At 34.7% G+C, this 23,375-nt stretch carries 25 protein-coding genes; 12 read left to right on the forward strand and 13 right to left on the reverse strand.

The window, feature by feature from the left end; translation table 11 throughout:
* Window positions 1-124 precede the first annotated feature (124 nt).
* From OPU68_RS09610 to OPU68_RS09620, 3 genes are all read left to right on the forward strand, one after another.
* A complete protein-coding gene (locus OPU68_RS09610; RefSeq protein ID WP_498473767.1) occupies window positions 125-802 on the forward strand; it encodes a response regulator transcription factor in 678 nt (225 codons plus the stop codon).
* 50 nt (window positions 803-852) lie between these two features.
* Window positions 853-1,917, forward strand: a complete 1,065-nt coding sequence (locus tag OPU68_RS09615; protein WP_498473920.1) for a sensor histidine kinase — start codon at window positions 853-855, stop codon at window positions 1,915-1,917.
* Between the two features lie 138 nt (window positions 1,918-2,055).
* Window positions 2,056-2,637 (forward strand): IS1096 element passenger TnpR family protein, encoded by a 582-nt coding sequence (locus OPU68_RS09620; protein ID WP_498473768.1) that lies wholly within the window; start codon window positions 2,056-2,058, stop codon window positions 2,635-2,637.
* A 59-nt stretch (window positions 2,638-2,696) separates the two neighbouring features.
* On the opposite strand, the gene OPU68_RS09625 is transcribed toward OPU68_RS09620, so the two are convergent.
* Entirely contained in the window at window positions 2,697-3,341 is a 645-nt protein-coding gene (locus OPU68_RS09625) for a hypothetical protein (RefSeq protein ID WP_498473769.1), read from the reverse strand.
* A 308-nt stretch (window positions 3,342-3,649) separates the two neighbouring features.
* Here OPU68_RS09625 and OPU68_RS09630 point away from each other — a divergent pair, with 308 nt between their 5' ends.
* The 3 genes from OPU68_RS09630 to OPU68_RS09640 all read left to right on the forward strand — a co-directional run bounded on the left by OPU68_RS09630 (window position 3,650) and on the right by OPU68_RS09640 (window position 9,541).
* A complete protein-coding gene (locus tag OPU68_RS09630) occupies window positions 3,650-5,251 on the forward strand; it encodes an ice-binding family protein (RefSeq protein ID WP_498473770.1) in 1,602 nt (533 codons plus the stop codon).
* 415 nt (window positions 5,252-5,666) lie between these two features.
* Window positions 5,667-7,010, forward strand: a complete 1,344-nt coding sequence (locus OPU68_RS09635; protein WP_498473771.1) for an alpha-amylase family glycosyl hydrolase — start codon at window positions 5,667-5,669, stop codon at window positions 7,008-7,010.
* A 119-nt stretch (window positions 7,011-7,129) separates the two neighbouring features.
* Window positions 7,130-9,541 (forward strand): DUF5916 domain-containing protein, encoded by a 2,412-nt coding sequence (locus OPU68_RS09640; RefSeq protein WP_498473772.1) that lies wholly within the window; start codon window positions 7,130-7,132, stop codon window positions 9,539-9,541.
* Window positions 9,542-9,760: 219 nt separating this feature from the next.
* On the opposite strand, the gene OPU68_RS09645 is transcribed toward OPU68_RS09640, so the two are convergent.
* From OPU68_RS09645 to OPU68_RS09690, 10 genes are all read right to left on the reverse strand, one after another.
* Entirely contained in the window at window positions 9,761-10,039 is a 279-nt protein-coding gene (locus tag OPU68_RS09645) for a GNAT family N-acetyltransferase (protein WP_498473921.1), read from the reverse strand.
* A gap of 8 nt (window positions 10,040-10,047) precedes the next feature.
* Window positions 10,048-10,443, reverse strand: coding sequence for an OsmC family protein (locus OPU68_RS09650; RefSeq protein WP_498473773.1), 396 nt, complete (start codon window positions 10,441-10,443; stop codon window positions 10,048-10,050).
* A gap of 4 nt (window positions 10,444-10,447) precedes the next feature.
* Window positions 10,448-10,660, reverse strand: a complete 213-nt coding sequence (locus OPU68_RS09655) for a (4Fe-4S)-binding protein (protein ID WP_498473774.1) — start codon at window positions 10,658-10,660, stop codon at window positions 10,448-10,450.
* Window positions 10,660-11,187, reverse strand: coding sequence for an NADPH-dependent FMN reductase (locus tag OPU68_RS09660; protein WP_498473775.1), 528 nt, complete (start codon window positions 11,185-11,187; stop codon window positions 10,660-10,662). Before OPU68_RS09660 ends, OPU68_RS09655 begins: the two co-directional genes overlap by 1 nt.
* Window positions 11,188-11,198: 11 nt before the next feature.
* Entirely contained in the window at window positions 11,199-11,516 is a 318-nt protein-coding gene (locus OPU68_RS09665; RefSeq protein ID WP_498473776.1) for a GNAT family N-acetyltransferase, read from the reverse strand.
* A 160-nt stretch (window positions 11,517-11,676) separates the two neighbouring features.
* Window positions 11,677-12,153, reverse strand: a complete 477-nt coding sequence (locus OPU68_RS09670; protein ID WP_498473777.1) for a hypothetical protein — start codon at window positions 12,151-12,153, stop codon at window positions 11,677-11,679.
* 525 nt (window positions 12,154-12,678) lie between these two features.
* Complete coding sequence (locus OPU68_RS09675) at window positions 12,679-13,320, reverse strand: response regulator (protein ID WP_498473778.1); 642 nt, start codon at window positions 13,318-13,320, stop codon at window positions 12,679-12,681.
* Complete coding sequence (locus OPU68_RS09680) at window positions 13,317-15,047, reverse strand: sensor histidine kinase (protein WP_498473779.1); 1,731 nt, start codon at window positions 15,045-15,047, stop codon at window positions 13,317-13,319. Before OPU68_RS09680 ends, OPU68_RS09675 begins: the two co-directional genes overlap by 4 nt.
* Window positions 15,048-15,268: 221 nt before the next feature.
* Window positions 15,269-16,279, reverse strand: a complete 1,011-nt coding sequence (gene pheS / locus OPU68_RS09685) for a phenylalanine--tRNA ligase subunit alpha (protein ID WP_498473780.1) — start codon at window positions 16,277-16,279, stop codon at window positions 15,269-15,271.
* 118 nt (window positions 16,280-16,397) lie between these two features.
* The gene (locus OPU68_RS09690; RefSeq protein ID WP_498473781.1) at window positions 16,398-17,057 is read right to left on the reverse strand and encodes a YceI family protein; all 660 of its coding nucleotides are present in this window, start codon (window positions 17,055-17,057) and stop codon (window positions 16,398-16,400) included.
* An 83-nt stretch (window positions 17,058-17,140) separates the two neighbouring features.
* Between OPU68_RS09690 and OPU68_RS09695 the strand changes: the two genes are divergently transcribed.
* Window positions 17,141-18,073, forward strand: coding sequence for a sulfate/molybdate ABC transporter ATP-binding protein (locus OPU68_RS09695; RefSeq protein WP_498473782.1), 933 nt, complete (start codon window positions 17,141-17,143; stop codon window positions 18,071-18,073).
* A gap of 287 nt (window positions 18,074-18,360) precedes the next feature.
* Here OPU68_RS09695 and OPU68_RS09700 read toward each other — a convergent pair whose 3' ends face one another.
* A complete protein-coding gene (locus OPU68_RS09700; RefSeq protein ID WP_034965113.1) occupies window positions 18,361-18,693 on the reverse strand; it encodes a zinc ribbon domain-containing protein YjdM in 333 nt (110 codons plus the stop codon).
* Window positions 18,694-18,749: 56 nt separating this feature from the next.
* Here OPU68_RS09700 and OPU68_RS09705 point away from each other — a divergent pair, with 56 nt between their 5' ends.
* The 3 genes from OPU68_RS09705 (at window position 18,750) to OPU68_RS09715 (ending at window position 20,778) form a co-directional block, all read left to right on the forward strand.
* Window positions 18,750-19,082, forward strand: a complete 333-nt coding sequence (locus OPU68_RS09705) for a hypothetical protein (RefSeq protein ID WP_498473783.1) — start codon at window positions 18,750-18,752, stop codon at window positions 19,080-19,082.
* Window positions 19,083-19,134: 52 nt separating this feature from the next.
* Window positions 19,135-20,214 (forward strand): glycine cleavage system aminomethyltransferase GcvT, encoded by a 1,080-nt coding sequence (gcvT, locus tag OPU68_RS09710; RefSeq protein ID WP_498473784.1) that lies wholly within the window; start codon window positions 19,135-19,137, stop codon window positions 20,212-20,214.
* A gap of 90 nt (window positions 20,215-20,304) precedes the next feature.
* Window positions 20,305-20,778 carry a PepSY-like domain-containing protein gene (locus OPU68_RS09715; protein WP_498473785.1) on the forward strand — a complete coding sequence of 158 codons (474 nt, stop codon included), beginning with the start codon at window positions 20,305-20,307 and terminating at the stop codon, window positions 20,776-20,778.
* 62 nt (window positions 20,779-20,840) lie between these two features.
* On the opposite strand, the gene OPU68_RS09720 is transcribed toward OPU68_RS09715, so the two are convergent.
* Entirely contained in the window at window positions 20,841-21,374 is a 534-nt protein-coding gene (locus tag OPU68_RS09720) for a glutathione peroxidase (protein WP_498473786.1), read from the reverse strand.
* Window positions 21,375-21,547: 173 nt separating this feature from the next.
* On the opposite strand from OPU68_RS09720, the gene OPU68_RS09725 reads away from it, so the two are divergent.
* Entirely contained in the window at window positions 21,548-22,417 is an 870-nt protein-coding gene (locus OPU68_RS09725) for a sugar phosphate isomerase/epimerase family protein (protein WP_498473787.1), read from the forward strand.
* A 160-nt stretch (window positions 22,418-22,577) separates the two neighbouring features.
* The gene (locus OPU68_RS09730) at window positions 22,578-23,372 is read left to right on the forward strand and encodes an FkbM family methyltransferase (protein ID WP_498473788.1); all 795 of its coding nucleotides are present in this window, start codon (window positions 22,578-22,580) and stop codon (window positions 23,370-23,372) included.
* The last annotated feature ends 3 nt before the right edge of the window (window positions 23,373-23,375 follow it).

Consider the following 23,375-nt stretch of genomic DNA (forward strand, 5'->3'; position numbering starts at 1 on the left):
TGATATAAAAAAACCTTCTGTAAAGCGACTTTATTGGCATTTAAATGTTAAATTTGTGTGAACTTTAAACATTTGGTCATATAGAGTTCAAATTTTTTTAATTTTGACATATTAATAAATCGAAATGAATCGTAAAAAAATCCTATTAATTGATGATGAACAGGACATTCTGGAAATCATCTCTTATAATTTGGAAAAAGAAGGCTATCAGGTTTTCACAGCCGCAAACGGAAATGAGGGAATCGCAAAAGCAAAAGAGATTTTGCCTGATTTAATTTTATTAGACGTAATGATGCCGGAGAAAGACGGCATAGAAACCTGTCAGGACCTCAGAAAGATTAAAGAACTGCAAAAAACATTAATCGTATTCTTGTCTGCAAGAAGCGAAGAGTTTTCTCAGTTGGCTGGTTATCAGGCTGGTGCAAATGATTACATCGTAAAACTAATCAAGCCAAAAGTTTTGATTTCCAAAGTGGCGGCACTTTTACAATTAGGCGCCAACTCCAATGAAAATTCTAATTATATCGAAATTGGTGATCTAATCATTGATAAAGATAACTTTAAAGTGACGAAGGCGAAAGAAGAATTTCTACTTCCGAAAAAGGAATTTGATTTGCTTTATCTTTTGGCTTCAAACACGGAAAAAGTTTTCAAAAGAGAAGAAATATTGGAGAGAGTTTGGGGCAATGATGTCATAGTTGGCGAAAGAACAATTGATGTCCACATCCGTAGATTACGAGAAAAGCTGGGCATCAACACAATCCAGACACTCAAAGGTATAGGTTATAAATTAGTAGTTTAAGATTTTCTAAAAAAGAAAATCTTTTTTTTGAAATGAGATTGAGAAATTCGGTGAAAATAAATTGGATATCTGTCGCAGCATCATTTTTATTGGTGTCTGTTGTCGGCGTTGTGGTTTTACTTTTTGAGTTTTATACGGATGATATCTATTTTAAAACCAGAGATTTCAATCTTTTTCTGGCTTTTACACTTTGGTTTCTGTTTGTTCTCAATTATTTTGTGCTGGAATTTCTTTTCAGTTTTTACAGTAGGAATCAGATCCGAAGAATTACGAATATTCTTCCGGAAGATATCATCCACGATTACGACACAGATCTTGGCTTCAAAGAATTGGGAGAGAAGATGCATGAGATGAATCAGAGAAATGCTGAAATGGATCTGATGAAGGAAATGGAAGATTACCGAAAAGAATATATCGGAAATGTTTCCCACGAACTCAAAACGCCTTTATTTTCCATTCAGGGTTATATAGAAACACTACGTGATGGCGGTGTGGAAGACCTCAGCATCCGCGATAAATATCTTCAAAGAATTGATAGTTCCGTAGAACGTTTACTCAATATCGTGAAAGATCTGGATATGATCAACCGTTTCGAATCCGGACAGATCAATTTGAAATTCAGCACATTTGATATCAATCATTTGATTCAGGAGATTTTTGATCTTCTGGAAATGGAAGCCGAACGGCAGTCGATGACGATGCAATTGCAAACGACTCAATCTCAGTTATTTGTTTTTGCAGATAAGCAGAAAATATCGCAGGTTTTGATTAATTTAATTTCAAATGCTGTCAAATACGCTAACCGTGAGGAAGCGCAGATCATCGTTTCTACAAGAGAAGGTACCAAAAGTATTCATATCTCTGTAGAAGATAACGGAATGGGGATCAAGCCGGAAAATCTACCAAGAATCTTTGAGCGTTTCTATCGTGTGGAAAGCAGCCGAAACAGAAAAGAAGGTGGCTCCGGTCTTGGGCTTGCCATCGTAAAGCACATCCTCGAGGCTCATAAACAGACAATAATAGTGGAAAGTGTCTATCTATCCGGGACTAAGTTCAAATTCAAACTCGCGAAATCTTCTCTGGAAAAAATCAGAAAACCGAAACCAGTCTTATAGATTTTTTTTCAAATCCAAAACCGCTGAATTTATAAAAATATTTTTTGAAAAAAAATTTACCAGAAATTTTTATGGGATTTCAATTGTTTTATATTTGCATCATTAATCAAGCTAATAAAAGTTAAAGTAAAAACAACAATGGTTTATAAGATAAGAGTAATTCTAGACGCCAAGGATACGATCTTCCGGGACGTAGAAGTCAAAGCGAAACAGACACTTTGGAATCTGCATCTGGGAATCAAGAGTGCGTTCAGCTTACCAGGTGAAGAGTTGTCTTCTTTTTATTTTTCTGATGATGAATGGAATGAAGGTCGCGCTGTTCCTTTGGAAGATCTGAGTGATGATGGTGATGGCGAGATAATGTCGGATGTCTATCTGCCGGAAGGTTTCCCTGCGGTGGGTGAGAAAATGAGATTCCAGTATGGTTTTATAGATCTTTGGGATTTCTATTGCGAGCTTTTGGAAATTATTGATGAAAAGCCGGCGGTCAACTATCCGATTACGGTTTACAGATTCGGAAATGTGCCTTTGAAAGCGCCGAGCAAATCTGGTCTTTCCAATGGAAAAAGCAAGAATGGCGCAATGCCTTTAATTGATGATTTTGATGATTTCGAGTCAGAGTTCAAGGCGACAAGTTTTGAAGATGAAGATGATGACTTCAATGATGATGAAGAGGAAGAAGGGTACAACGACGTTTTCGAGGAAGACGATGAGGATTAATAATCTTTTCTAAAAATATATTTAAAAGCCTGAGTTTTCTCAGGCTTTTTTTTTTGCTGTCAAAACTCGGGACAGTTAACATCAGCTTTTTTATATTTATTTTTTATCAGCAAATCAAAGCTCTTTTGTAACTCTGCAATCGAACAATTCTTCATCTTTTTATTCGGAATATTTTCAGATTTTGAATTATTGGTTGAATTGGATTTTATAGTATATTTTTTCTCAAGACATTGGACAGATTTATTTTTAATAATGTAAAAACGCTGTTCCGTCACATCGTCTTTTGTAATAGGTTTTTCCGGTGTTCCGCCATCAAAACTCCATAACGTTTCGTTTTTGAAAATAAAATAAGGCTTACCGTCATTCACAAAATAACTCTCTGTCGATGAAAAATGACTGTCTGCCTGAAAGTGCTTAATCATTTTCAAATTACCATTTTCGGAATAATAAATCACATTTCCAGTTCTCTCCTCACATTCGTATCCAAAACGTACAGAGTCCAATTTCTTGGCAACCAATTGAGAATTGACTAGGTTATATTCTTTTCTGATTTTATCAACGGAATTTAGATTATTCTTCAAATTGATAGAATCTTTGGCTTCTGGAATTTTATTAATAACATAATTATCAGGATTTGTTTTATCATTGTCCTTCTTGCATGAAGCGATAAAAAATAAGGTTAAAAGGAAAAATACTTTTTGCATAAAGCGGTTTTTTTAGGTTTTATAATAAACAAGAATAATGCTAAAGCGTCCGCTTTATACTCTGATTAAATGTCTTTTACGTATTTTTAATATAGGTAATAATAATTTAAGATGATTGACTTTTTTAAAATTTTAAAACGATAATATTATTTGAATTATTTTTAATAAATAAATAATATTATTTTATATTTTATATTAAAATAACTAAATTTATTATTGATAAAATAATGATAATTAATTTATGGTATGGTTTTAGTAAGAACGTATTAATATAAAATTATTAAAATTCATTATTTAAATTTGTTTTTATGAAAAAACTTTTACACATGGTAGTTATGTCTACCTCGATTTTATTTTCATCCCACGCATTAGCCCAAGCTCCGGTTTTGGGAACCACTGCGAATTTTGCGCTATTCTCCTCCAATGGAGCAGTCAGTAACACAGGATTGTCGCAGATTACAGGTAATGTAGGTACAAATGTTGGCGCAAGTACAAACTTTGGAAACGTAGACGGCGTGATGACTGACTCAAATGCCTCTAGCGCAACTGCTGCAGCCGATTTGATTATTGCTTACAATCAGCTAAACGCTGCGACTCCTAATTTTTTCCCTGCACCACTTTTGGGTAATGGTCAAACACTTACCGCAGGAACTTATTCTATCGGACAAAGTGCAACGCTAGACAACACTTTGACACTTGATGGCGGCGGAAACCCGAATGCAGTCTTTATTTTTAAAATACAAGGCGCTTTCTCTTCTACTTCCGGATCAAAAGTAGTACTTACAAATGGTGCTGTAGCTTGTAATGTTTTCTGGAAAATTGAAGGTCTTGTAGATCTTGCAACAAACACAGAAATGAAAGGAACCGTGGTTGCCAACAACGCAGCTATCGTTTTGAACAGTGGCGCTTCTATTGAAGGACGTGCACTTTCTACAACTGGCGCCATTACAGTATCAGGCGTTACAGTAAGAAAACCAGTAGGTTGTGGATCTCCAGTTTTAACTGGTCCAGCAGCACCAGTTCTAAGATCTGTCGCTTGTTTTTCGATTTTCACAGGTAGTGGAACAGTTACCAACACAGGCATTTCTAAGGTTGTGGGTGATATTGGTTCTAATGTAGGATTGACTACTGGCTATAATGCTCTAGACGTAACTGGAACCATCCATAGTAATCCGGACAATGCAACCGCTATTTGTGCATTAGATCTTGGAAACGTTTACACTTACCTAAACACTTTACCAGTAGATATCGAATTGCTTTATCCAGCAGCTTTTGGTCAAAACTTGGTACTTACGCCGCACACTTACCTCTTGAATGCAGCTACAGTTTTGAACGGAACCGTAACTCTAAATGCACAAGGAAATCCTGACGCCGTATTCGTAATCAAAATCGTTGGTGCATTGTCTACAAGCACTTATGCTAATGTTGTATTGGTAAATCAAGCACAAGCTAAGAATGTTTTCTGGAAAGTTGACGGTGCAGTAAGTCTTAATGATTATGCAAACTTCAAAGGAACTGTAATTGGCAATAACGGTGCAATTAATTTGAATACAGGTGTTGTAATAGAAGGACGTGTTCTTAGTACGACTGGCGCTGTTGCTACTGCAAGTGTCAATGTTACATCCACTGGAGGTTGCGATCCGGCAACCTTAGCAACTGGTGCTACTAAGACTAAGCCAGCAAGCTTCTATCCAAATCCGTTCTCTTCTGTTCTTAATATAACTCTGGATGACTCAGATAAAGGATCTAATCTTACGATTTTCACCGCAGCTGGATCTAAAGTTCTTGACAAAAATTTGTCTGATAAAAATACCAAATTGCAGATGAAACTTCCGGTAGGAACTTATTTCTATCAGTTGAAAAACAAAGATGGTAAGCAACAAAGTGGTAAACTTATCTCGAAACCATAGGAAACTATATAGATAATAAATCATGATAGTTCAAATATTAGCTGTAGATTTTATATTATTTATCACTGCAATAATTTTTATATTTTATTATGGGTACAAAATAAATAAAACCAAATAATTGAACGGCTTCTAAAAACTATTAATAGGTCACAGATTTTTATCTGTGGCCTTTTTATTTTTATAATTTCTAATAATCACTTACAGAAATGAATCTGTTACATCCGCCATATTATATGATTATCAATCTCACCAAACTATTTTTATAAAAACATTAACAAGTACACATTTTTCGGGCTTTCTTATTTTTATTACATTTACAGAATAGACAAAAAATTCGCAAGCTCAACAGAAATTATTGTTAGAATGAAATGCTCGCAAGAAAGTGTTCCATCTGACCAAAAATTAAAATTAACAGATGAAAAAGCTGATTCTTATTCCGGCAATCGCCGCTTTATTATTATCCTGTAAAACCCAGACTCAAACTATGGAAAACCCGCAAGATTGGAAACGAACCACGAATATATATGAAGTCAACGTAAGACAATACACACCGGAGGGCACCTTCGCTGCCTTCGAAAAAGAACTTCCAAGACTGAAAAAAATGGGTGTGAAAACACTTTGGTTTATGCCAATCACGCCAATTGCACAGCTCAACAAGAAAGGAACTTTGGGAAGTCAGTATGCCGCTTATGATTATACAACCATCAATCCGGAATTCGGGACTTTGGAAAACTTCAAACATCTCGTAGACGAGGCTCACAAAATGGGATTCAAAGTCATCATAGATTGGGTGGCGAATCACACTGGTTGGGACCACGTCTGGACAAAATCCCACCCCGCATATTACCTGAAAGATGCCGACGGAAGTTTCCACAAAGCCAGCGGAATGGATGATATCATTGAGCTTGATTATTCTAATAAAGAAATGCGCCTCGCAATGATAGAAGCGATGAAATATTGGGTCAAAGAAACAAACATAGACGGTTTCCGGTGCGACCTTGCAAGCTGGGTAGAAGTTGATTTCTGGCAACAGGCAAGACCGGAAGTGGAAAAACTGAAGCCGCTTTTCTTCTTAGGTGAATTTGATGAGTTGGAAGCGCCTGAGTACGGAAAAGTTTTCGATGCGAGCTACAGTTGGAAATGGATGCATTTATCGCAAGATTTTTATCAAAAACATCTGCCACTTTCTGACCTGAAGAATCTTCTGGAACAATATTCAAAAATCGGAGATAACTCAATGAGAGCATGGTTTACCAGCAATCACGACGAAAACTCATGGAACGGCACCGAATATGAAAAATATGGTGATTTTGCTCCTGCATTAGCTGTTTTTTCAGCGACTTGGAATGGCGTTCCATTGCTGTACAACGGTCAGGAATTACCAATGAAAACCAAGCGTCTGGAGTTCTTCGAGAAAGATCCGATTCCTTGGACAGGAAAATATGAGTTGGAAGATTTCTACAAAACTTTATTTGATTTAAAATCAGAAAATCCTGCACTTAGAGGCGGAGATTCTGCGGTAACAACTTTTTGGGTCAATACCACAGCCAATGACAAAATTCTTGCTTATCTTAGAAAAAATGGAGATCGTGAGGTTTTGGTTTTAATTAATACCACCAAAGATGCAGTTAATTTCAAATTAGAAGATGACAACTCAGTGGGAAGTTTCAAGAATATATTTACAAAATCTAAGAATGAATTCATCAAAGGTTCTGATGTGAGTCTGGATGCATTTGGCTATTTGGTTTTTGAGAAATAATTTTTTTTCATAATTAATATAAAATTAAATATTGAAAATCAGGCAATTGCCTGATTTTTTTTGTTTGTATGTAATAGAGTCGTTCTTTGATTTGTCTAATCTCAAGAATAACCTTTACTATGAAAACCAAATTTTGTCTTCTCGCATTAATTCTTTTTTTTGGACAGATTTCTGCACAAAAAACAATTGCATCTGATAGCATTTCGAGAAAAAAACAGCAAGCAGTTAAAAAGAATCAAACACTAAAAATAGATGGAATTCTGGATGATGAGATATGGAAGAGTGTTCCCATAGCTACCAACTTTATAGAGCGCCAGCCTAACAACGGAAAACCTCAGGCGGATAGTTTGAAAACCGAAGTCAAATTTCTGTATGATGACACCGGACTTTATATTGCAGCGCAAATGTATGATCCGGAACCTTCAAAAATTTTAAAGGAATTAACAGAAAGAGATAACATTGCGAATGACGATATTTTTGGTGTGATCATTAATGGATATAATGACAAGCAGCAGAGTATGGAGTTTGTTGTTACTGCTGCCGGTGTACAGTTTGATGCAAAACTTACTGATAATGAAGATGTCTCCTGGAATGGCGTTTGGTACAGCGCAGTTCAGATTAATGAAAAAGGCTGGGCTGTAGAGATGAAAATTCCTTTTTTCGAGCTTAGATTTCCTAAAAAAGATGTTCAGGAATTTGGACTTAATATGATTAGAAGAATCAAAAGAACCAATACAATGTACGATTGGAATTACGTCAATAATCAAAAAGGAAATTATACACTTTACGACGGAATTCTCAACGGAATCGAAAATGTACAAACACCGACCAGACTTTCATTCACGCCTTATTTTTCAACTTACGTCAATAATTATGATGGTAAAACCGAAATGAATGTCAATGGCGGAATGGATTTGAAATATGGAATTAATGATGCTTTCACATTCGATATGACTTTGGTTCCGGACTTCGGTCAGGCTAATTTTGATAATTCAATTTTAAATTTAACACCATTCGAACAGCAGTTTTCCGAGCAGCGCTCATTTTTTATGGAAGGCACGGAACTCTTCAGCAAAGGCGATATGTTCTATTCCAGAAGAGTAGGAGGTGAGCCATCTATTTATCCAACGATTGACGAAAATGAAACTTTGACGGAATATCCTGGAAAAGTGAAATTATTCAATGCCTTCAAAATTTCAGGAAGAACAAAAAAAGGTCTTGGAATCGGGATCTTCAATGGCATTACAGAAAAAATGCAAGCCACAATTCAAAATAATGAAACCGGCGCAACCAGAAAAGAAACGGTAGAACCTTGGACAAATTACAATGTTTTAGTTTTCGATCAGAGATTTGGCGGGAATTCATCTGTCACTTTTGTCAATACAAGCACAATGAGAATGGGCGATTTCCGTGATGCAAATGCAACAGGATTGCTCTGGAATATTGCCAATAAAAAGAATACCTACAATTATTTCGGGAATTTCAAAGGAAGTTGGGTGAGAGAAGGTAATACCAAATTTGGAAACCGAGGAAATCTTGGAATTGGAAAATATTCAGGTAAAAACCGCTTCGAAGTCATTGGAAATTACGTCAATAAAAATTGGGATATCAATGATCTTGGATTTTCCACAAAGACCAATTATGCGTCATATTCCACTTGGTATGGATACAGAATTTTGCAGCCTACGAAGAAATTCAATAATATCTTTCTGAATTTCAATATGAACTATGATCACCGTTTGGAACCATTTCTTTATAGCACAGTGAGATTCAATCATAACAATCAGTTCACAACCAAGAATTTCCAGAATTTTGGAGGCGGAATCGAGTTCACGCCGCTTGGCGAAAATGACATTTACGAACCAAGAACATTCGGCCGGCATTTGAAAGTTCCGGGCTATTTTGACAGCTGGATCTGGTTTGAAAGTGACAGCCGGAAAAAGCTTCAGTATAACATCAATATAGATTATTATGCATACGATGAAAAAGGCAGAAACAAAGTTATTCCGACATTATACCTGCGTTATAGAGCTTCCGATAAACTGAATTTAGTTTGGCAGTTCAATCCGGTTTTCAGTAATAATGAGATTGGATTTGCAGGAAAAGACGGCGATCAGATCTATATGGGAAGACGTCAGCGAAATACCTATGAAAATGCAGTTACAGGACAATATACCTTCAATAACAAAATGTCTTTGTCATTGGCTTTCCGTCATTATTTTTCCGATGTTACCTACAAACAGTTTTACAGCCTGAACAACGATGGAAGCCTGAACCAAAATACAGCTTACAACCCGAATCTTGCCGGAACTTACAACTCCTGGAATGTCGATTTGCGCTATTCGTGGTGGTTTGCGCCCGGCAGTCAGTTGACTTTACTTTACAGAAATGCAACCAGCAATTATCTGGAAGTTTCAAGAATGCGATTCAAAAATAATTTTAATCAGCTTTTTGATGCCCCAATGATCAATAATTTTTCTTTGAGAATTACTTACTTCCTGGATTATAACAGGGTCAAGAATTGGTTTTAATATAGATTTAAAAATAGTTTGGGCAGCTTTATCCGCCTTCCACTCCCAAACCTAGCGAAGTGGTTCGACGAAGTCAATCTTTTTGCCTTCGCTTTTCCAGCCGCAAAAAAGGATTTCCGTTCAAGTCGGGCTGCAGACAACATAAAAACCCATTTCAGCAATTTGAAATGGGTTTTGTATGTGGATGATAATTAATAATTAATAATTCACCATTTATAATTATAAAACGTCTCTGATCTCCTCATTCTTTTTAAAAGTTGCAGCAGCAAAAGGACAAAGCGGAATGATTTTCAGATTATTTTCTCTTGCAAATTCCACAGCCTGATAAACCAATTCTTTTCCAACTCCTTTCCCATTGAATTCAGGTTCTACTTCCGTATGATCGATGATGAATTTGTCTGCTCCAGCCCACGAATAAGTCATTAGTCCAGCTTGCTTTCCATCGAAGAATGCTATGAATTCGCCTTTTGTTTCTCCATTATTTTGTTTTATCTCTATCATTTTTATTAGATTTTAGTTAAGATTTCAATATTATTTGTAAGGATTTTATGCACAGGACACGCATCAGCAATTTTGCAAAGTTTGTCTTTGATTTCTTCGGAAACTTCTGTTGATCCAAAATCGATAATTCTGCAAAACTGAGCCGTTTTTGTCTGAGGGAAATTTTCCAGATCTACTTCTACATTGATGATAGGAATATCCCAGCCTTTCCTGTCGATGTACATTCTCAGTGTTGCAGCAGTACAGCTTGCCAGCGATGTTGCCAGAATCTCAAAAGGATTGAAACCTTTGTTTCCGCCACCTTTATCAACAGGTTCGTCTGTGATGAGTTTGTTTTCACCGGCAATGACTTCTGTATAATATTTTTCGGTTCCAAGTGTTGCTTTTACTTTTACACTCATTTTTTTATGAATTTAATTTATAGCTTAGTGCTCCGGAAGGACATTGTGTGATCTGTGTTTTCAGTTCTTCAGCAGTTGCGTTTTCTGTTTTTATCCAAGGTCTTTCTTTTGGATTGTAAACTTTTGGTAGCATTTTTACACAAACACCAGCGTGGATACAAACTTTTGGTTTCCACAGAACGGTAATTTCTCCGGCATTATATTCGTGAGTTTCCATTAGATTTGATTTTTAAAGTTTTCAATTTTGGAATTGATTGTTTTTAATAATTCAGGTTCTACAATTCCGTTTTCCAAATCAAAATTCTCGTAAAATTTTGGAAGAGAAAAAGTTTCTTTAATATCTGCTCCGAATTGCGGAAAGAATTTAGACGCTTCTGCCATTACATTTCCGCCGCCATATCCGCCAGGTGAAGTGGTCATCAGAAACATGGGCTTGTCCTGAAAAACTTTCACATTGATTCTGGAAGCCCAATCAAAAATATTCTTGAAAGCTGCACTGTAAGAGCGGTTATTTTCTGCCAAAGAACAAATGATAATGTCCGATTCTTCTATGTTTTTCAGGAATTTGTGTGCTTCTTCCGGAAATCCTTTTTTCTCAAGGTCCACAGAGAAAACAGGCATCAGATAATCATTAAGATCGATGAGGTTGATGTCTTCATTAGGAAAACTTTTCAGAACAAATTTTACCAATTCCTTATTGATAGAAGTGGAAGAGTTGCTTCCTGCAAATGCAAATATTTTCATAAATGATGTTTTTATAGTTTATTGTAAGAACCAAATTTTTCATCTACAATCGTTTTCCATTCCGGATGTTTCTTGATAAATGCAAAAACGTAAGGACAGAATGGTAACAGTTTTTTACCACTTTCTTTGATGAACTGCAAAGTTTTTTCAACCACCGCGGCGGCAGCTCTTGTTCCTGCTAATTCAGGTTCGGCTTCTGTGTGTACCAAAGCAATTTGATCATCAGTTTCACCGTAATTGATGAACGCAAAATGACCATCAATTTCAATCTCAAAACGTTTTCTGGATTCATTTTTTACAAGCGGAATAACTTCGAATTCTGTTTTCATAGTTTTTATTTTTAAAGTTAGTAATATTTATTTTTCAAAATTAGAAAAACTGAGATCAGTGGAAATTGATGTAGGATATTTAATTTGGTATTGGATTTTCAAATAAAACTCCCATAAAATTAAATTTATGGGAGCAATGTATTCATTTAATAAATATATTTTAAAAACTATTTTTCAAACTAGTTTGTTTCTCGATATATGAAGTTTTCACCATATCAATTGTATTAGTAAATTTATCAAATTGACTTTCTGGCAGTTGTCCAATTCTGTAGTAGAAATTTCTAATGCCTCTTTTGGTATTGATACTGATGATCAATATATAATTTATAAAACCTTTTTCTGTTTTTATGGAGATCACTTTACGCAAAGGTACTTCCAAAGCCGCATGCCGTGAGCGAAATAATGGATGGCTGTATTTCACAGAAAAAATATGTTCGGAAACTTCCAATGCAAAAGTTTTCAAAGTAAAAATTTTCCAAACAGAAAATATTAAAATAACCAAAAAGATCACATAGACTGTTGATTGATCAATATTCAGAAATTTTTCAGCAAAGATTACGAAAGGGAGATCAAGTATTATTAGAAGTAGGAAGCCGTACATCGCGAAAGCGATTTCTTTTTCATTGTTGATTTTCATTGCTCATTTGTGTTTCAATAAATTTAAAAAAAAATAAAATGAATTATGATCAATCGATCAATTTATTTTTTAATTATTTTAAATTTTATCTTTAAAGAAATCCATCTAAAAAATAAATGCATATAAAAGAACATTCTACCTGAAAAAATCATAATTACAGAATCTAATTGAATCTGTAATTATGACAGTGGAATTTCATTTGTGTCTTTAAGGTTTTTTTTGTGTTTTTGCCCTTTTTCTGATGTCTTATATAGTAACTATGTTCGACACCTGATTCCATCATTTGTATTTTTAGAATCTTTGATATTGTACTTTCATCATTTGTGTTTTCAGAATCCAGCTTTAAATGTATTTTCTTTGTGTTTTATATTCGATTACCTTGATACAAAAATACTAACATCTCTAATATGATTTTGCTAAATGCTTTAGATATATATCGCTAATCTTGTAGATATTTATCTACAAAAAAGGCCGATTTTTTTCAGAAAATCAGCCCCAGTTATTAGAATTGTTTTTTTATAATGATTAAGAATGATCTTTCATCAACTCAATCAGTTCAACAATGTTTTCAATATCCAATTTGTCAAATATTCTTTTTTTAATCGTACTCACAGTATTTTGTTTGACATCAAGTTTATTGGCAATTTCGAGATTTCCAAAACCTCCTGCATACATTTCTGCAATTTGCAATTCTCTCTCTGTCAATGAGTAGAGCGGATTTATCAGTTTTCGGTTTCGGAAAGAATTTACCAATAGAGCCTGCGTTGCGGGAGAAATATATTCTCCTTCATCTATCATTTTCAAAATAGCTTTTTTCACATCATCTTCTTCGCTCAGTTTGCTCAGAAAACCGTTGGCACCAGCGTTGATGAATTTGAGAGCCTGCGCATTTTCATCAATTCCGGAAAATATAAGAATCTTGGTCTCCGGCCGGATATTCTTGATTTCAGATAGAATAGATAAACTGTTTCCATCGGGGAAATGTGCATCTATGATTGCAATGTCTATTGGATTTGATTTTAAAGATTCCAAAATCTTATTCAGTGAAGAAGCGTGGAAGATTTCGCAATCCAGTTCCATCTCTTCCAAAAGAAATGCAACGCCTTGTCTTATCAGACTATGGTCATCTGCAAGTAAAAAATTGATTGGTTTATCTAATTGGCTCATTTATTAATATTCAGATTAATAGAGAAATTTACCGTAGTTCCTTCGTTCAGTTCACTATCTACGGATATTTTTCCGGAATATAATTCTACAATTTCTTTACAGAGGCTAAGTCCAAGACCTGCACCTAGATTTTCTACATCCTCGGATAAAACACCTTGATAGTACGGTTCGAAGATTTTTTCCAAATCGGATTTTGAAATTCCAGCACCTGTATCACTTATTTCTGTAAAAAGAGTCACTGTGTTTTCATCCACATATTTTGCGGAAGTATTCACGGTGATTTGCCCGTTTTCTGTAAACTTATTGGCATTCCCAAGAATATTCATAAAGATCTGATTGATTTTTTTACAATCTGAATAAACAACAATATTTGGATCTATATTTTTATTAATGACAAACTTATTATCCCTGGTTTCTATATAAGGTTCGATCGCTGTTAAGATAGACGTAATTTCATTATCAAGATTGAAAACAGCTGGAATCAGTTTATTTTCAACCTGTTGATTTTTGGTATATTCCAGGATTTGATTAGCCTGCATCAACAAAGTATCATTGGTAAAACTGATTGATTTCAAATATTCTTTTATGCTTTCATCAGTCGTTTTTTTATTTATTCTTTTGATGAAAATCCCGATAATCTTCAGTGGTGATCTTAGTTCGTGACTCAGCATTCCGAGAATTCTGTTTCTGAAATTAAGATTTTCGTGGATCTGTTTGTTGGCAGCATTTAATCTTTTTTCATAAATAAAGGCGATTCTGGTAAAATACATGATCAAAATAGAAACGATGAACATCAGAATCATTGCACCCAAAATAAGATATGTTCTGATTTTATTGCTTTCCGAATTTTGTTCTGCAAGTTCTTTCTCCAGTTCGGATTTAGAATCTTTGACTGCAAATTCATAGATGTTCATCAGGTCATTACTGTAAGTCAGCAGATTATTAAATGTTTTATAGAACTTCTCACCGTGATTTTGATTTTTTGTAATATTAACTTCTATTTTCTGAACCTCCTTAGAATAATGATTGTTGATGGTTTTTACAATGCTGTCCATATCAGATTTGATCCTGTCTACTTTGGTAATTCCTCCGTTTTTAACTGTTACAACAGTGCTTTCTTTTTGCACTTCCACCTTTCCCGCAATTGCATCGCCAAGCCTTCCAAAAAGACCTTTCTTCTTTACAGTATCTGCAACGGTTTTGGTCTGGATGTCAAATTTATCGTAATTGTAATTGTTGAAATTATATTTTTTTAACTTCGGCAGATCCTCACGAATTTTGAAACTGGATTTGGTAGAAAACTGATAGGTAGAATCTGCCAGCATTTTCAGTTTTTTGAATTCCGAAGAATCTTTTTTCTGGGGCAGAAGAAGACTACTCAGTTTTGGGTTTTTATAACTATTGATGCTGTCCAGATTTTTGGTCAGCTGGTTTACAGACTGGAAGTAAGAATCAAGAAATTTCTTGTCATTCGTTATCAGAAATTTTTGAAAATAATCCTGAGAAGCCAATAGTTGCTCTTTGGAATCATCCGTCAGATTTTCCAAAGAATGGATTTCTTTCAGCTGATTTTCTATAAATTTTACATTCTTCCGATTTACAAATTCATTATAAAAAAATGCAGCAATAATTAATTGGATTAATAGAATACAGATGATAAGAAAGTAATGTACACTCTTTCTCAATCTGAAACTCAAAGAGCGTGGAAGCTTGTTTTTTGATTTCATCTTATGTGGTTTTTAGTTTTTTTTGAAGCTTTGTATTGAATAATTGCTAATCATAAAACACAAATTTAATAGTCTCTTAAAACTATTGATTTATCAACGTTGATTTTCAATATGTATTGTAGTCACGAGATATTAGTTTATAAGATTCACTATAAAAATAGGAAAAAAAATCCTGTGAATTGCTTTTTCACAGGATTTTAATATTTTTAATCTGAAAATGATTACAAACTCTTGAACTGTTCCAGCATTCTCTTGTCATTTTCAAAGAACATACGGATGTCACTCATTTGGTAAAGCAGCATTACAATTCTCTCGATTCCCATCCCAAAAGCATATCCGGAGAATTTATCCGGGTCAATATTCACGTTTTTGAGAACCGCAGGATCTACCATTCCGCAACCCATAATTTCCAGCCAGCCAGTTCCCTTTGTGATTCTGTAATCGGTTTCGGAATTCAAGCCCCAATAAACATCAACTTCTGCACTTGGCTCAGTAAAAGGGAAATAGGAAGGTCTCATTCTGATTTTTGACTTTCCGAAAAGTTCCGTCGTAAAGAATTGAATGGTTTGTTTAAGGTCTGCAAAACTTACATTTTCATCAATATAAAGTCCTTCAATCTGATGGAAAATACAGTGCGAACGCGAAGAAACAGCCTCATTACGGAAAACTCTTCCCGGCGCCAAAATCCTCATTGGCGGTTCGTTCTCTTCCATATAACGGATTTGAACGGACGAAGTGTGCGTTCTCAAAAGCACATCCGGATTTTGCTCAATGAAAAATGTGTCCTGCATATCTCTCGCCGGATGGTATTCCGGAAGATTCAGTGCTGTAAAGTTATGCCAGTCGTCCTCAATCTCAGGTCCGTCTGCAACTGCAAAACCGATTGATTTGAAGATTTCAATGATTCTGTTTTTAACCAGATTGATTGGATGACGAGAGCCCAGTTCCAAAGGAAAACCAGGTCGTGAAAGGTCTTCTTTTTCAAGTATGATTTTACTTTCCGAAGATGATTTTAAATCCTCAAGTTTCTCATTCACAGCATTTCTCAAGATATTGATCTTCTGTCCAAAATCTTTTTTCTGCTCGTTGGGGATTTGCTTCAAAGAATCGTAGAAATCATTCATAATTCCTTTCTTTCCGTTGAATTTGAGACGAAATTGTTCTATCTCATCTTTCGCAGAAGATTGGAAATTTTGTACTTCTAATAGCAGGTCATCAATTTTCTCTAGCATTGGTTATAATAAATTATAGGGTGCAAAAATACGATTTTAAAATAAAAAAATCTGCCTTTTCGCAAAGCAGATTTTAATTTTTAATCTTGGGTCCTAAGTTGTCTCTTGTTTCTTCAAGTTATTTCTTTTCAATTGCTTTCACTTTCATCTGAACGTTGATTTCATTCTTAATCAAACCTTCCGCAGCGGGCATTTGAAATTTGATTCCAAACTCATCTCTGTTGATGTCTTTGGGCTCTGTTGCAATGGTTAATTCGCCATCTTTAACTTTTACGTTAGCATTAAAATTGAAAGGTTTTGTAATGCCTTTAAGTGTCAGATTTCCATCCAGAACGGTGTTGTAGTCACTTCCTGCTAGGCCTTCTGATACTTTTGTAATTTCGTAAGATGCGGTTGGGAATTTTGCTGTGTCAAAAAAATCTTCACCTTTCAAATGACCTAATAATTTAGAATTGGATTCTGCATCTTTCAGATCGTCATTGCTGATAGACGTCATATCTATCACAAATTGTCCGCTTTCCAGTTTGTTGTCTTTCACGGTCACTTCACCGCTTTCAAATTTTAAACCGCCGATATGGCTTGTATTATCAGATTTTACAACTTTGAAACCTTTCCATTCCGCTTTGCTGTTCAATGTATCTACAACATAAATCTGTCCGTCAGATGTTGTCAAAACTTCGTTGGATTCGCTGGTTACAGGTTTGTCTTTTCCACAAGAAATGATGAGAACCGAAGCGGAGATCAATAAAATTGCGGAGATTAAAGTTGTCTTTTTCATAATGAAAATTTTAAATAATGTCTAAATTTGTGTTTTTGCTAAAATAATAAAATTATTACGATTTCAAACACTAATTTTACAAGATGTTGTTAGAAGTTAAAAACCTGTATTTCAATTATCAGACCGATAAGCCATTGTTTCAAAATCTTAATCTTAATGTGGATGAAGGTCAAATCATTGCATTGGTTGGCGAAAGTGGCTGCGGAAAATCAACTTTGCTGAGTTTGATCTACGGTTTGATAGATTGGCAAAGTGGCGAAATTTTGTTTGAAGGCAAAAAACTTTTCGGGCCAAAAGGCAATCTGGTTCCAGGCGAATCTCAGATGAAATTTGTAGCGCAAAACTACGATCTGATGCCTTACGGAACAGTCTATGACAACGTTGGCAAATTCATCTCCAATATCAATCTCAAATCTAAAAAAGAAAAAGTAGAAGAGTTGTTGGATGTAGTGGGGTTGACGGAATTTGCAAAAGTAATTCCGAAAAATCTAAGTGGCGGACAACAGCAGAGAGTTGCTATTGCAAGGGCTTTGGCGGTTCTTCCAAAAATGCTTTTGCTGGATGAGCCTTTCAGTAACCTGGATTTTTCCAGAAAGTTTGAACTCAGAGAAAAGCTTTTTAATTATGTGAGAGAAAATAATCTCAGTTTAATAATTTCCACGCACAATTTGGAAGAGGTTTTGCCTTGGGCAGATAAGATTGTGGTTCTTCAACAAGGAAGATTAATTCAAAATGATTCGCCAAAGGAAACTTATGAAAATCCTTACAATGATTACGTTGCAAAACTTTTGGGCGAAGTCAATATTTTCTCGGAAGAAGAAAGGTCTCAATTAAATTTAAAGAAAACCAATTACTTTCCGCATCAAATCAAAATTGCTGAAAGTGGAGTAGAAGCAACTGTTTCTGACAGCCGATTTGCAGGCTCACACTACAGAAATAGATTGTTGATTAATAATAAACCGATCATCATATATACCGATGCATTTTTAGAAGGAAAAGTCAATCTTCAATTTTAGGAATTTTCCAATTTCAGAATTGTGGATAAAATATGGATAACTTATAGATTTTCAGTTTGTTGAATTAAAAATAATTTCTAATTTTGCTAAACGAAAATACATCAGGAAATTTTTGGTTAATTCTCTTTCTGCCCCTAAGGACTGAAATTAGCGTAAGCAATCAAAGTCTTTGAAAGTCGACCCTGCCAAATTTTTCCTTTTTTTATTTTGCTGATAGCCAATAGCTATTTGCTTATAGCTTTCAAATGCTTTTTAGCCATTTGCTAATCGCCATCAGCCAAAGCCAACTAAGCTTTTCTCACAAACTCAGACTTCAAAGCCATTGATCCGAAACCATCAATTTTACAATCAATATTGTGGTCGCTTTCTGGTCTTAATCTGATATTTTTAACCTTCGTTCCAGCTTTGATATCTTTAGGAGCACCTTTCACAGGAAGATCTTTGATCACGATTACAGAATCTCCGTTTTGCAGTTCCTTCCCAAGAGAATCGAAAATTTTGCCTTCCGTGGAAACTTCCGCCGGATCCCATTCGTAGAAACATTGCGAACAAACCTGCAGATTGTCTTGTTCGTAAGTAAATTCGGATTGGCATTTCGGGCAAAGAATCGTGTCGCTCATAGCTTTTTAATTTTTGCAAATTTATGAACTTTAATTTGTCTTAAAAATAATTACTTTTGAAAAAAAAGATTATGACTGTTACAAGACGTATCATTTCTATCATTTCATTTTTATTAATAGGGTGGCTGTTTATGATTAATTTTCCAGAATTTGATCTCGCGCGTATTAAATATCCTGCATTTTATCAAGAACAAATTTTAGAAATAGAAAAGTCAAACTCAATTTCCGATATTAAAAATATTGCCAAATCCAAAGTTATTGAGATGCAAAGAATTAATACAAATAAAGACAAAGAAAATGAAAAGGAATTTTATATTATATTAATTCTCATCGGCGCAAATTCATTTTTATATTTCACTAAAAAAGGTCTGGATACTGATAATTCATAACTCAAAACTAATTCATAGATTTGCGTGCAACAAAAATAAATCGTCAATAAAAATGAAAAAGACCGCTTTATACGATAAACACGTTTCTTTAGGAGCTAAGATTGTTCCTTTTGCAGGTTTCGAAATGCCTGTTCAATATGCCGGAATCAATGAAGAACATTTTGCTGTCCGCGAAAAAGCGGGATTGTTTGATGTGTCTCATATGGGACAGTTCTTCATCGAAGGTCCGACTGCGAAAGATCTTTTGCAATTTGTCACTTCCAATAACGTAGATGCGCTTGAAAACGGAAAAGCTCAATATTCTTGTTTGCCAAACGAGACAGGCGGAATTGTGGACGATTTGATTGTTTACAAAATGGAAGACGAAAAATATTTTGTAGTGGTAAATGCTTCAAATATCGATATAGACTGGAATCACATTGCAAAATACAACGAGAAATTCGGAGCGAAGATGACCAACGTTTCAGACGAAATGTCTTTGATTGCCATCCAAGGTCCAAAAGCAACTGAAATTCTACAGAAACTAACTGAAACTGACTTGTCGGCAATTCCATATTATCATTTCACAGTTGGTTCTGTGGCTGGTTTTTCTGATGTAATCATTTCCAATACAGGTTATACGGGAAGTGGCGGTTTCGAGATTTATTTTAATAATGACAATGCGGAACAAATCTGGGACGCGCTAACAGAAGCTGGAAAAGATTTCGGATTGATTCCTTGCGGATTGGCTTCCAGAGATACTTTAAGATTGGAAAAAGGATTCTGTCTTTACGGAAATGATATTAATGATACAACGTCTCCACTGGAGGCTGGATTAGGCTGGATTACGAAATTTGATAAAAATTTTGTGAATAAAGCATTTCTTGAAAATCAAAAAGCTGAAGGAATTACCAAAAAATTAGTCGGCTTCGAAATGTTGGAAAAAGCAATTCCAAGACACGATTATGAAGTAGTAGATGCAGAAGGAAAAATCATCGGAAAAGTAACTTCCGGAACAATGTCTCCGATGAAAAAAGTAGGAATAGGATTGGCTTACGTGGATAAACTGAACTTTAAATTAGATTCAGAAATTTTCATCAGAATCAGGAATAAGGACATTCCTGCGAAAGTGGTGAAGTTACCTTTTGTTTAAATGAATTTAATTCTGGATTAAATATAAGCGACTATTTTTGGTCGCTTTTTTGATGCAGATATTTTAGAAAATTCGAAAAAATAATCTATTATGAAATTAAATAAGCTAAGTTGTATTTTAATGTTCTCTGGAACAATGTTATTTCAAGCTGCTGAGAAAAAAGAAATTACTTTCAAAACAGAAATCAATTCTGAAGAAGTTTCTTCTCCTTTCCAGCAAATGCCTGCAAATATTAAAAGTTTTCTTGCGAAATATTATCCAAAAGCAACAGTTGCAAAATACGAATCAAAAACAACGGTTGCCGGTAAAAAGTATGAATTTAAATTAAATAACGGTGCTGAAATCGACTTTGACAAAAACGGAAATTGTGAAGAAATAAGCGATAAGCAAGGTGTGCCTTCCGCGTTGATTCCCGCAACTATAAATGCGTATCTCTCTAAAAATTATAAAGGTGTAAAAGTAGAATCAATTGATAAGGAAAGTAATAAGATCAAGGTTGACCTCATCAATGACATCGATCTGGAATTTGATAAAAACGGAAAGTTTTTAAGAATAGATAAATAGAAAAATAAAAAGCGTTCAACATCTGAACGCTTTTTATTTTTGGTGATCTGATTTTCTAAATTCTACTTCAGATATTTAGTTATGCTATCGCTTGTAGGATTTGTGGAGCTGATAAAACTGTCAATTACTTTACCATTTTCATCAAGCAAGATTTTTGTGAAATTCCAAAGGATTTTTGTGTTTTTTACACCGTTTTCTTTCTTGTCTGTCAGAAATTTGTAGATTGGTGCGATGTCATCTCCTTTTACGGAAACTTTAGCTGCCATTGGGAATTGTACGCCATAATTTCTTTGGCAGAATGTTGCAATCTCGTGGTTTGCTCCAGGCTCTTGCCCTCCAAAGTTATTGGCCGGGAAACCTACGACAACCAATTTGTTTTTGTATTTTTCATACAGTTTTTCAAGATCCGCATACTGAGGTGTAAACCCACACTCTGAAGCTGTGTTTACAACCAGTATCTTTTTGCCTTTAAACTTTGAAAAATCAATTGTAGAACCATCCAATGCTTCTACTTTGAAGCTGTGAATCGATTTTGCCTGTGCTTTGTTTTTTGAAAATCCGAAAAGTGAAAACATAATAATGAGTAAGTATTTCATAAAATTAATTTAATTTTTTTTAAAGACAATTTAAAAAACAAATTTAATACAAGTTTGGGGATTTGTAATGTGCTTTTTTATAAATCTGTCTATCAGGCTGATTTTAGTATCAGAATTATTGATGATTAATATCCGAAAAATATAAATATCTTTAATCAAATTTAAAATCGATAATGAACAGAAAAGATTTTATCACCTTATCTTCGTTGGGATTTTTAGGATTATACGCTTGTGGCACTTCAAATATGATGAACAGTAGAAAACCTTTAGCCATCCAATTGTACACGGTTCGGGATGCGATTTCTGAGAACTTGGAAAAAGCATTGGAAAAGTTAGCCGAAATGGGATTTAATCAAGTTGAAATTTACGGCTACGACGGAAAATTCTTCGGGAAAACCAGAACGGAATTTCAAAATATTCTGAGAAATGTTGGCTTGCAGGTCATTAGTTCGCACCATACGACAGGAATTGTTCATAGCACCAAAGGAACTTTGCTCAACGATTGGGAAAAATCTGTTGAAGATTTGCACTTCATTGGTGCAAAATATATGGTTTGTTCCTATCTTTTCGAAGAAGAAAGGACTTTAGAGCACTACAAAAAACTTCCCGAATTGCTCAATAAATCTGGCGAGGTTACAAAGAAAGCAGAAATAGATTTCGCATATCATAACCATGATTTTGAATTTGAACAATTTGATAGAACAAAAACTGTCTATGATTTCATTTTAGATAATACGTCTTCGGACCTTGTAAAGATGGAACTGGATCTCTACTGGATTGCCAAAGCGGGCTTCGATCCTTTGTCATACTTTGAAAAATATCCGGGAAGATTTCCGCTGTGGCACGTGAAGGATATGAAAGCCATAACCAAAGACTTCGCAGAAATTGGAAAAGGAACCATCGATTTCGAAACTATTTTTGAAGCGAATGAAAAAGCTGGACTGAAACATTGGTTTGTAGAACAGGATTCCAGCGATAAAGATATGTTTGAAAGCCTGAAAATCAGTGCAGATTATATCAATAATAATCAATTCTTCAAATAAACTTTAACTGAGCAACAGTGCCATTGGGAAAGTAAAAATGTTTTCAATAACGATAAAAATCTGAGCGCCCTAAGGTTTTGAACTTATTATTTTAACAAAATTTTATGATTTATGAAATAAAAGCATTTTCTTTGCCGTTCATTTCTTACGAACCAATTTTATGAGTGTTTACAGTAAGCTTGCTGAGAATTTACAATATATTTCGCCTACCTTCTACAAAAGCAGATTTTTCAAAAAACTGAAAGGTTTGGATGCTCATAATTTATTGGAGAGAAAAGTAGAACCGGAATTTCTCTGGATCAAAAATATTCTTCCGAAAGATGCTGTTTTTATGGATGTTGGGGCCAATGTCGGCGCTTATCTCTTTGTTTTGGAAAATCATCTGAAGCCGGAAAATATTTTTGCCTTTGAACCGAATCAGCAATTATTTAAAAGACTCGGGAGATTGTTTCCAAAAGTCAATTTATCTTCTGTTGCATTATCTGATATTGCGACAACTGCTGAATTCAAAATTCCTGTGATCAATGGTGAAAAAATACATACAAGAGGAACTTTGCAGACTTCTATCAAGGAAAAAAATGAAGAAAGAACGATACTTCAAAAAGTAGAAGTCAAACCTTTAGACGAATTGAATCTAAATTTTCTGAAGCTCAATTTCATCAAAATAGACGTAGAAGGAAACGAAATGCAGACTTTACGTGGCGCAAAAAATACAATATTGAAATACCAACCAATCCTGATGGTAGAAATGGAGCAACGTCACCACGAAGAAAATCTCTGGACTTTGATCTCTGAAATTGCAGATTGGGGATTTTCCGTCAATTACCTTGACAGAGAAACTTTACAACCAAAACTTCTTACGGAAGAATTTTTGAATCAGCAAAACCCTGACAATGTAAAGAATTACAAAGATTACATCAACAACATCATATTTCTTCCAACAACCAAAAACTAAGCT

It is taken from the genome of Chryseobacterium sp. TB1-D10 (assembly GCF_059803555.1).

Bases quoted from the DNA above. Each gene is read 5' to 3' on its own strand.
- OPU68_RS09610 (WP_498473767.1), top strand. From the start codon at position 125: ATGAATCGTAAAAAAATCCTATTAATTGATGATGAACAGGACATTCTG.
- OPU68_RS09620 (WP_498473768.1), top strand. From the start codon at position 2,056: ATGGTTTATAAGATAAGAGTAATTCTAGACGCCAAGGATACGATCTTC.
- OPU68_RS09625 (WP_498473769.1), bottom strand. From the start codon at position 3,341: ATGCAAAAAGTATTTTTCCTTTTAACCTTATTTTTTATCGCTTCATGC.
- OPU68_RS09630 (WP_498473770.1), top strand. From the start codon at position 3,650: ATGAAAAAACTTTTACACATGGTAGTTATGTCTACCTCGATTTTATTT.
- OPU68_RS09635 (WP_498473771.1), top strand. From the start codon at position 5,667: ATGAAAAAGCTGATTCTTATTCCGGCAATCGCCGCTTTATTATTATCC.
- OPU68_RS09640 (WP_498473772.1), top strand. From the start codon at position 7,130: ATGAAAACCAAATTTTGTCTTCTCGCATTAATTCTTTTTTTTGGACAG.
- OPU68_RS09650 (WP_498473773.1), bottom strand. From the start codon at position 10,443: ATGAGTGTAAAAGTAAAAGCAACACTTGGAACCGAAAAATATTATACA.
- OPU68_RS09655 (WP_498473774.1), bottom strand. From the start codon at position 10,660: ATGGAAACTCACGAATATAATGCCGGAGAAATTACCGTTCTGTGGAAA.
- OPU68_RS09660 (WP_498473775.1), bottom strand. From the start codon at position 11,187: ATGAAAATATTTGCATTTGCAGGAAGCAACTCTTCCACTTCTATCAAT.
- OPU68_RS09665 (WP_498473776.1), bottom strand. From the start codon at position 11,516: ATGAAAACAGAATTCGAAGTTATTCCGCTTGTAAAAAATGAATCCAGA.
- OPU68_RS09670 (WP_498473777.1), bottom strand. From the start codon at position 12,153: ATGAAAATCAACAATGAAAAAGAAATCGCTTTCGCGATGTACGGCTTC.
- OPU68_RS09675 (WP_498473778.1), bottom strand. From the start codon at position 13,320: ATGAGCCAATTAGATAAACCAATCAATTTTTTACTTGCAGATGACCAT.
- OPU68_RS09680 (WP_498473779.1), bottom strand. From the start codon at position 15,047: ATGAAATCAAAAAACAAGCTTCCACGCTCTTTGAGTTTCAGATTGAGA.
- pheS (WP_498473780.1), bottom strand. From the start codon at position 16,279: ATGCTAGAGAAAATTGATGACCTGCTATTAGAAGTACAAAATTTCCAA.
- OPU68_RS09690 (WP_498473781.1), bottom strand. From the start codon at position 17,057: ATGAAAAAGACAACTTTAATCTCCGCAATTTTATTGATCTCCGCTTCG.
- OPU68_RS09695 (WP_498473782.1), top strand. From the start codon at position 17,141: ATGTTGTTAGAAGTTAAAAACCTGTATTTCAATTATCAGACCGATAAG.
- OPU68_RS09700 (WP_034965113.1), bottom strand. From the start codon at position 18,693: ATGAGCGACACGATTCTTTGCCCGAAATGCCAATCCGAATTTACTTAC.
- gcvT (WP_498473784.1), top strand. From the start codon at position 19,135: ATGAAAAAGACCGCTTTATACGATAAACACGTTTCTTTAGGAGCTAAG.
- OPU68_RS09715 (WP_498473785.1), top strand. From the start codon at position 20,305: ATGAAATTAAATAAGCTAAGTTGTATTTTAATGTTCTCTGGAACAATG.
- OPU68_RS09720 (WP_498473786.1), bottom strand. From the start codon at position 21,374: ATGAAATACTTACTCATTATTATGTTTTCACTTTTCGGATTTTCAAAA.
- OPU68_RS09725 (WP_498473787.1), top strand. From the start codon at position 21,548: ATGAACAGAAAAGATTTTATCACCTTATCTTCGTTGGGATTTTTAGGA.
- OPU68_RS09730 (WP_498473788.1), top strand. From the start codon at position 22,578: ATGAGTGTTTACAGTAAGCTTGCTGAGAATTTACAATATATTTCGCCT.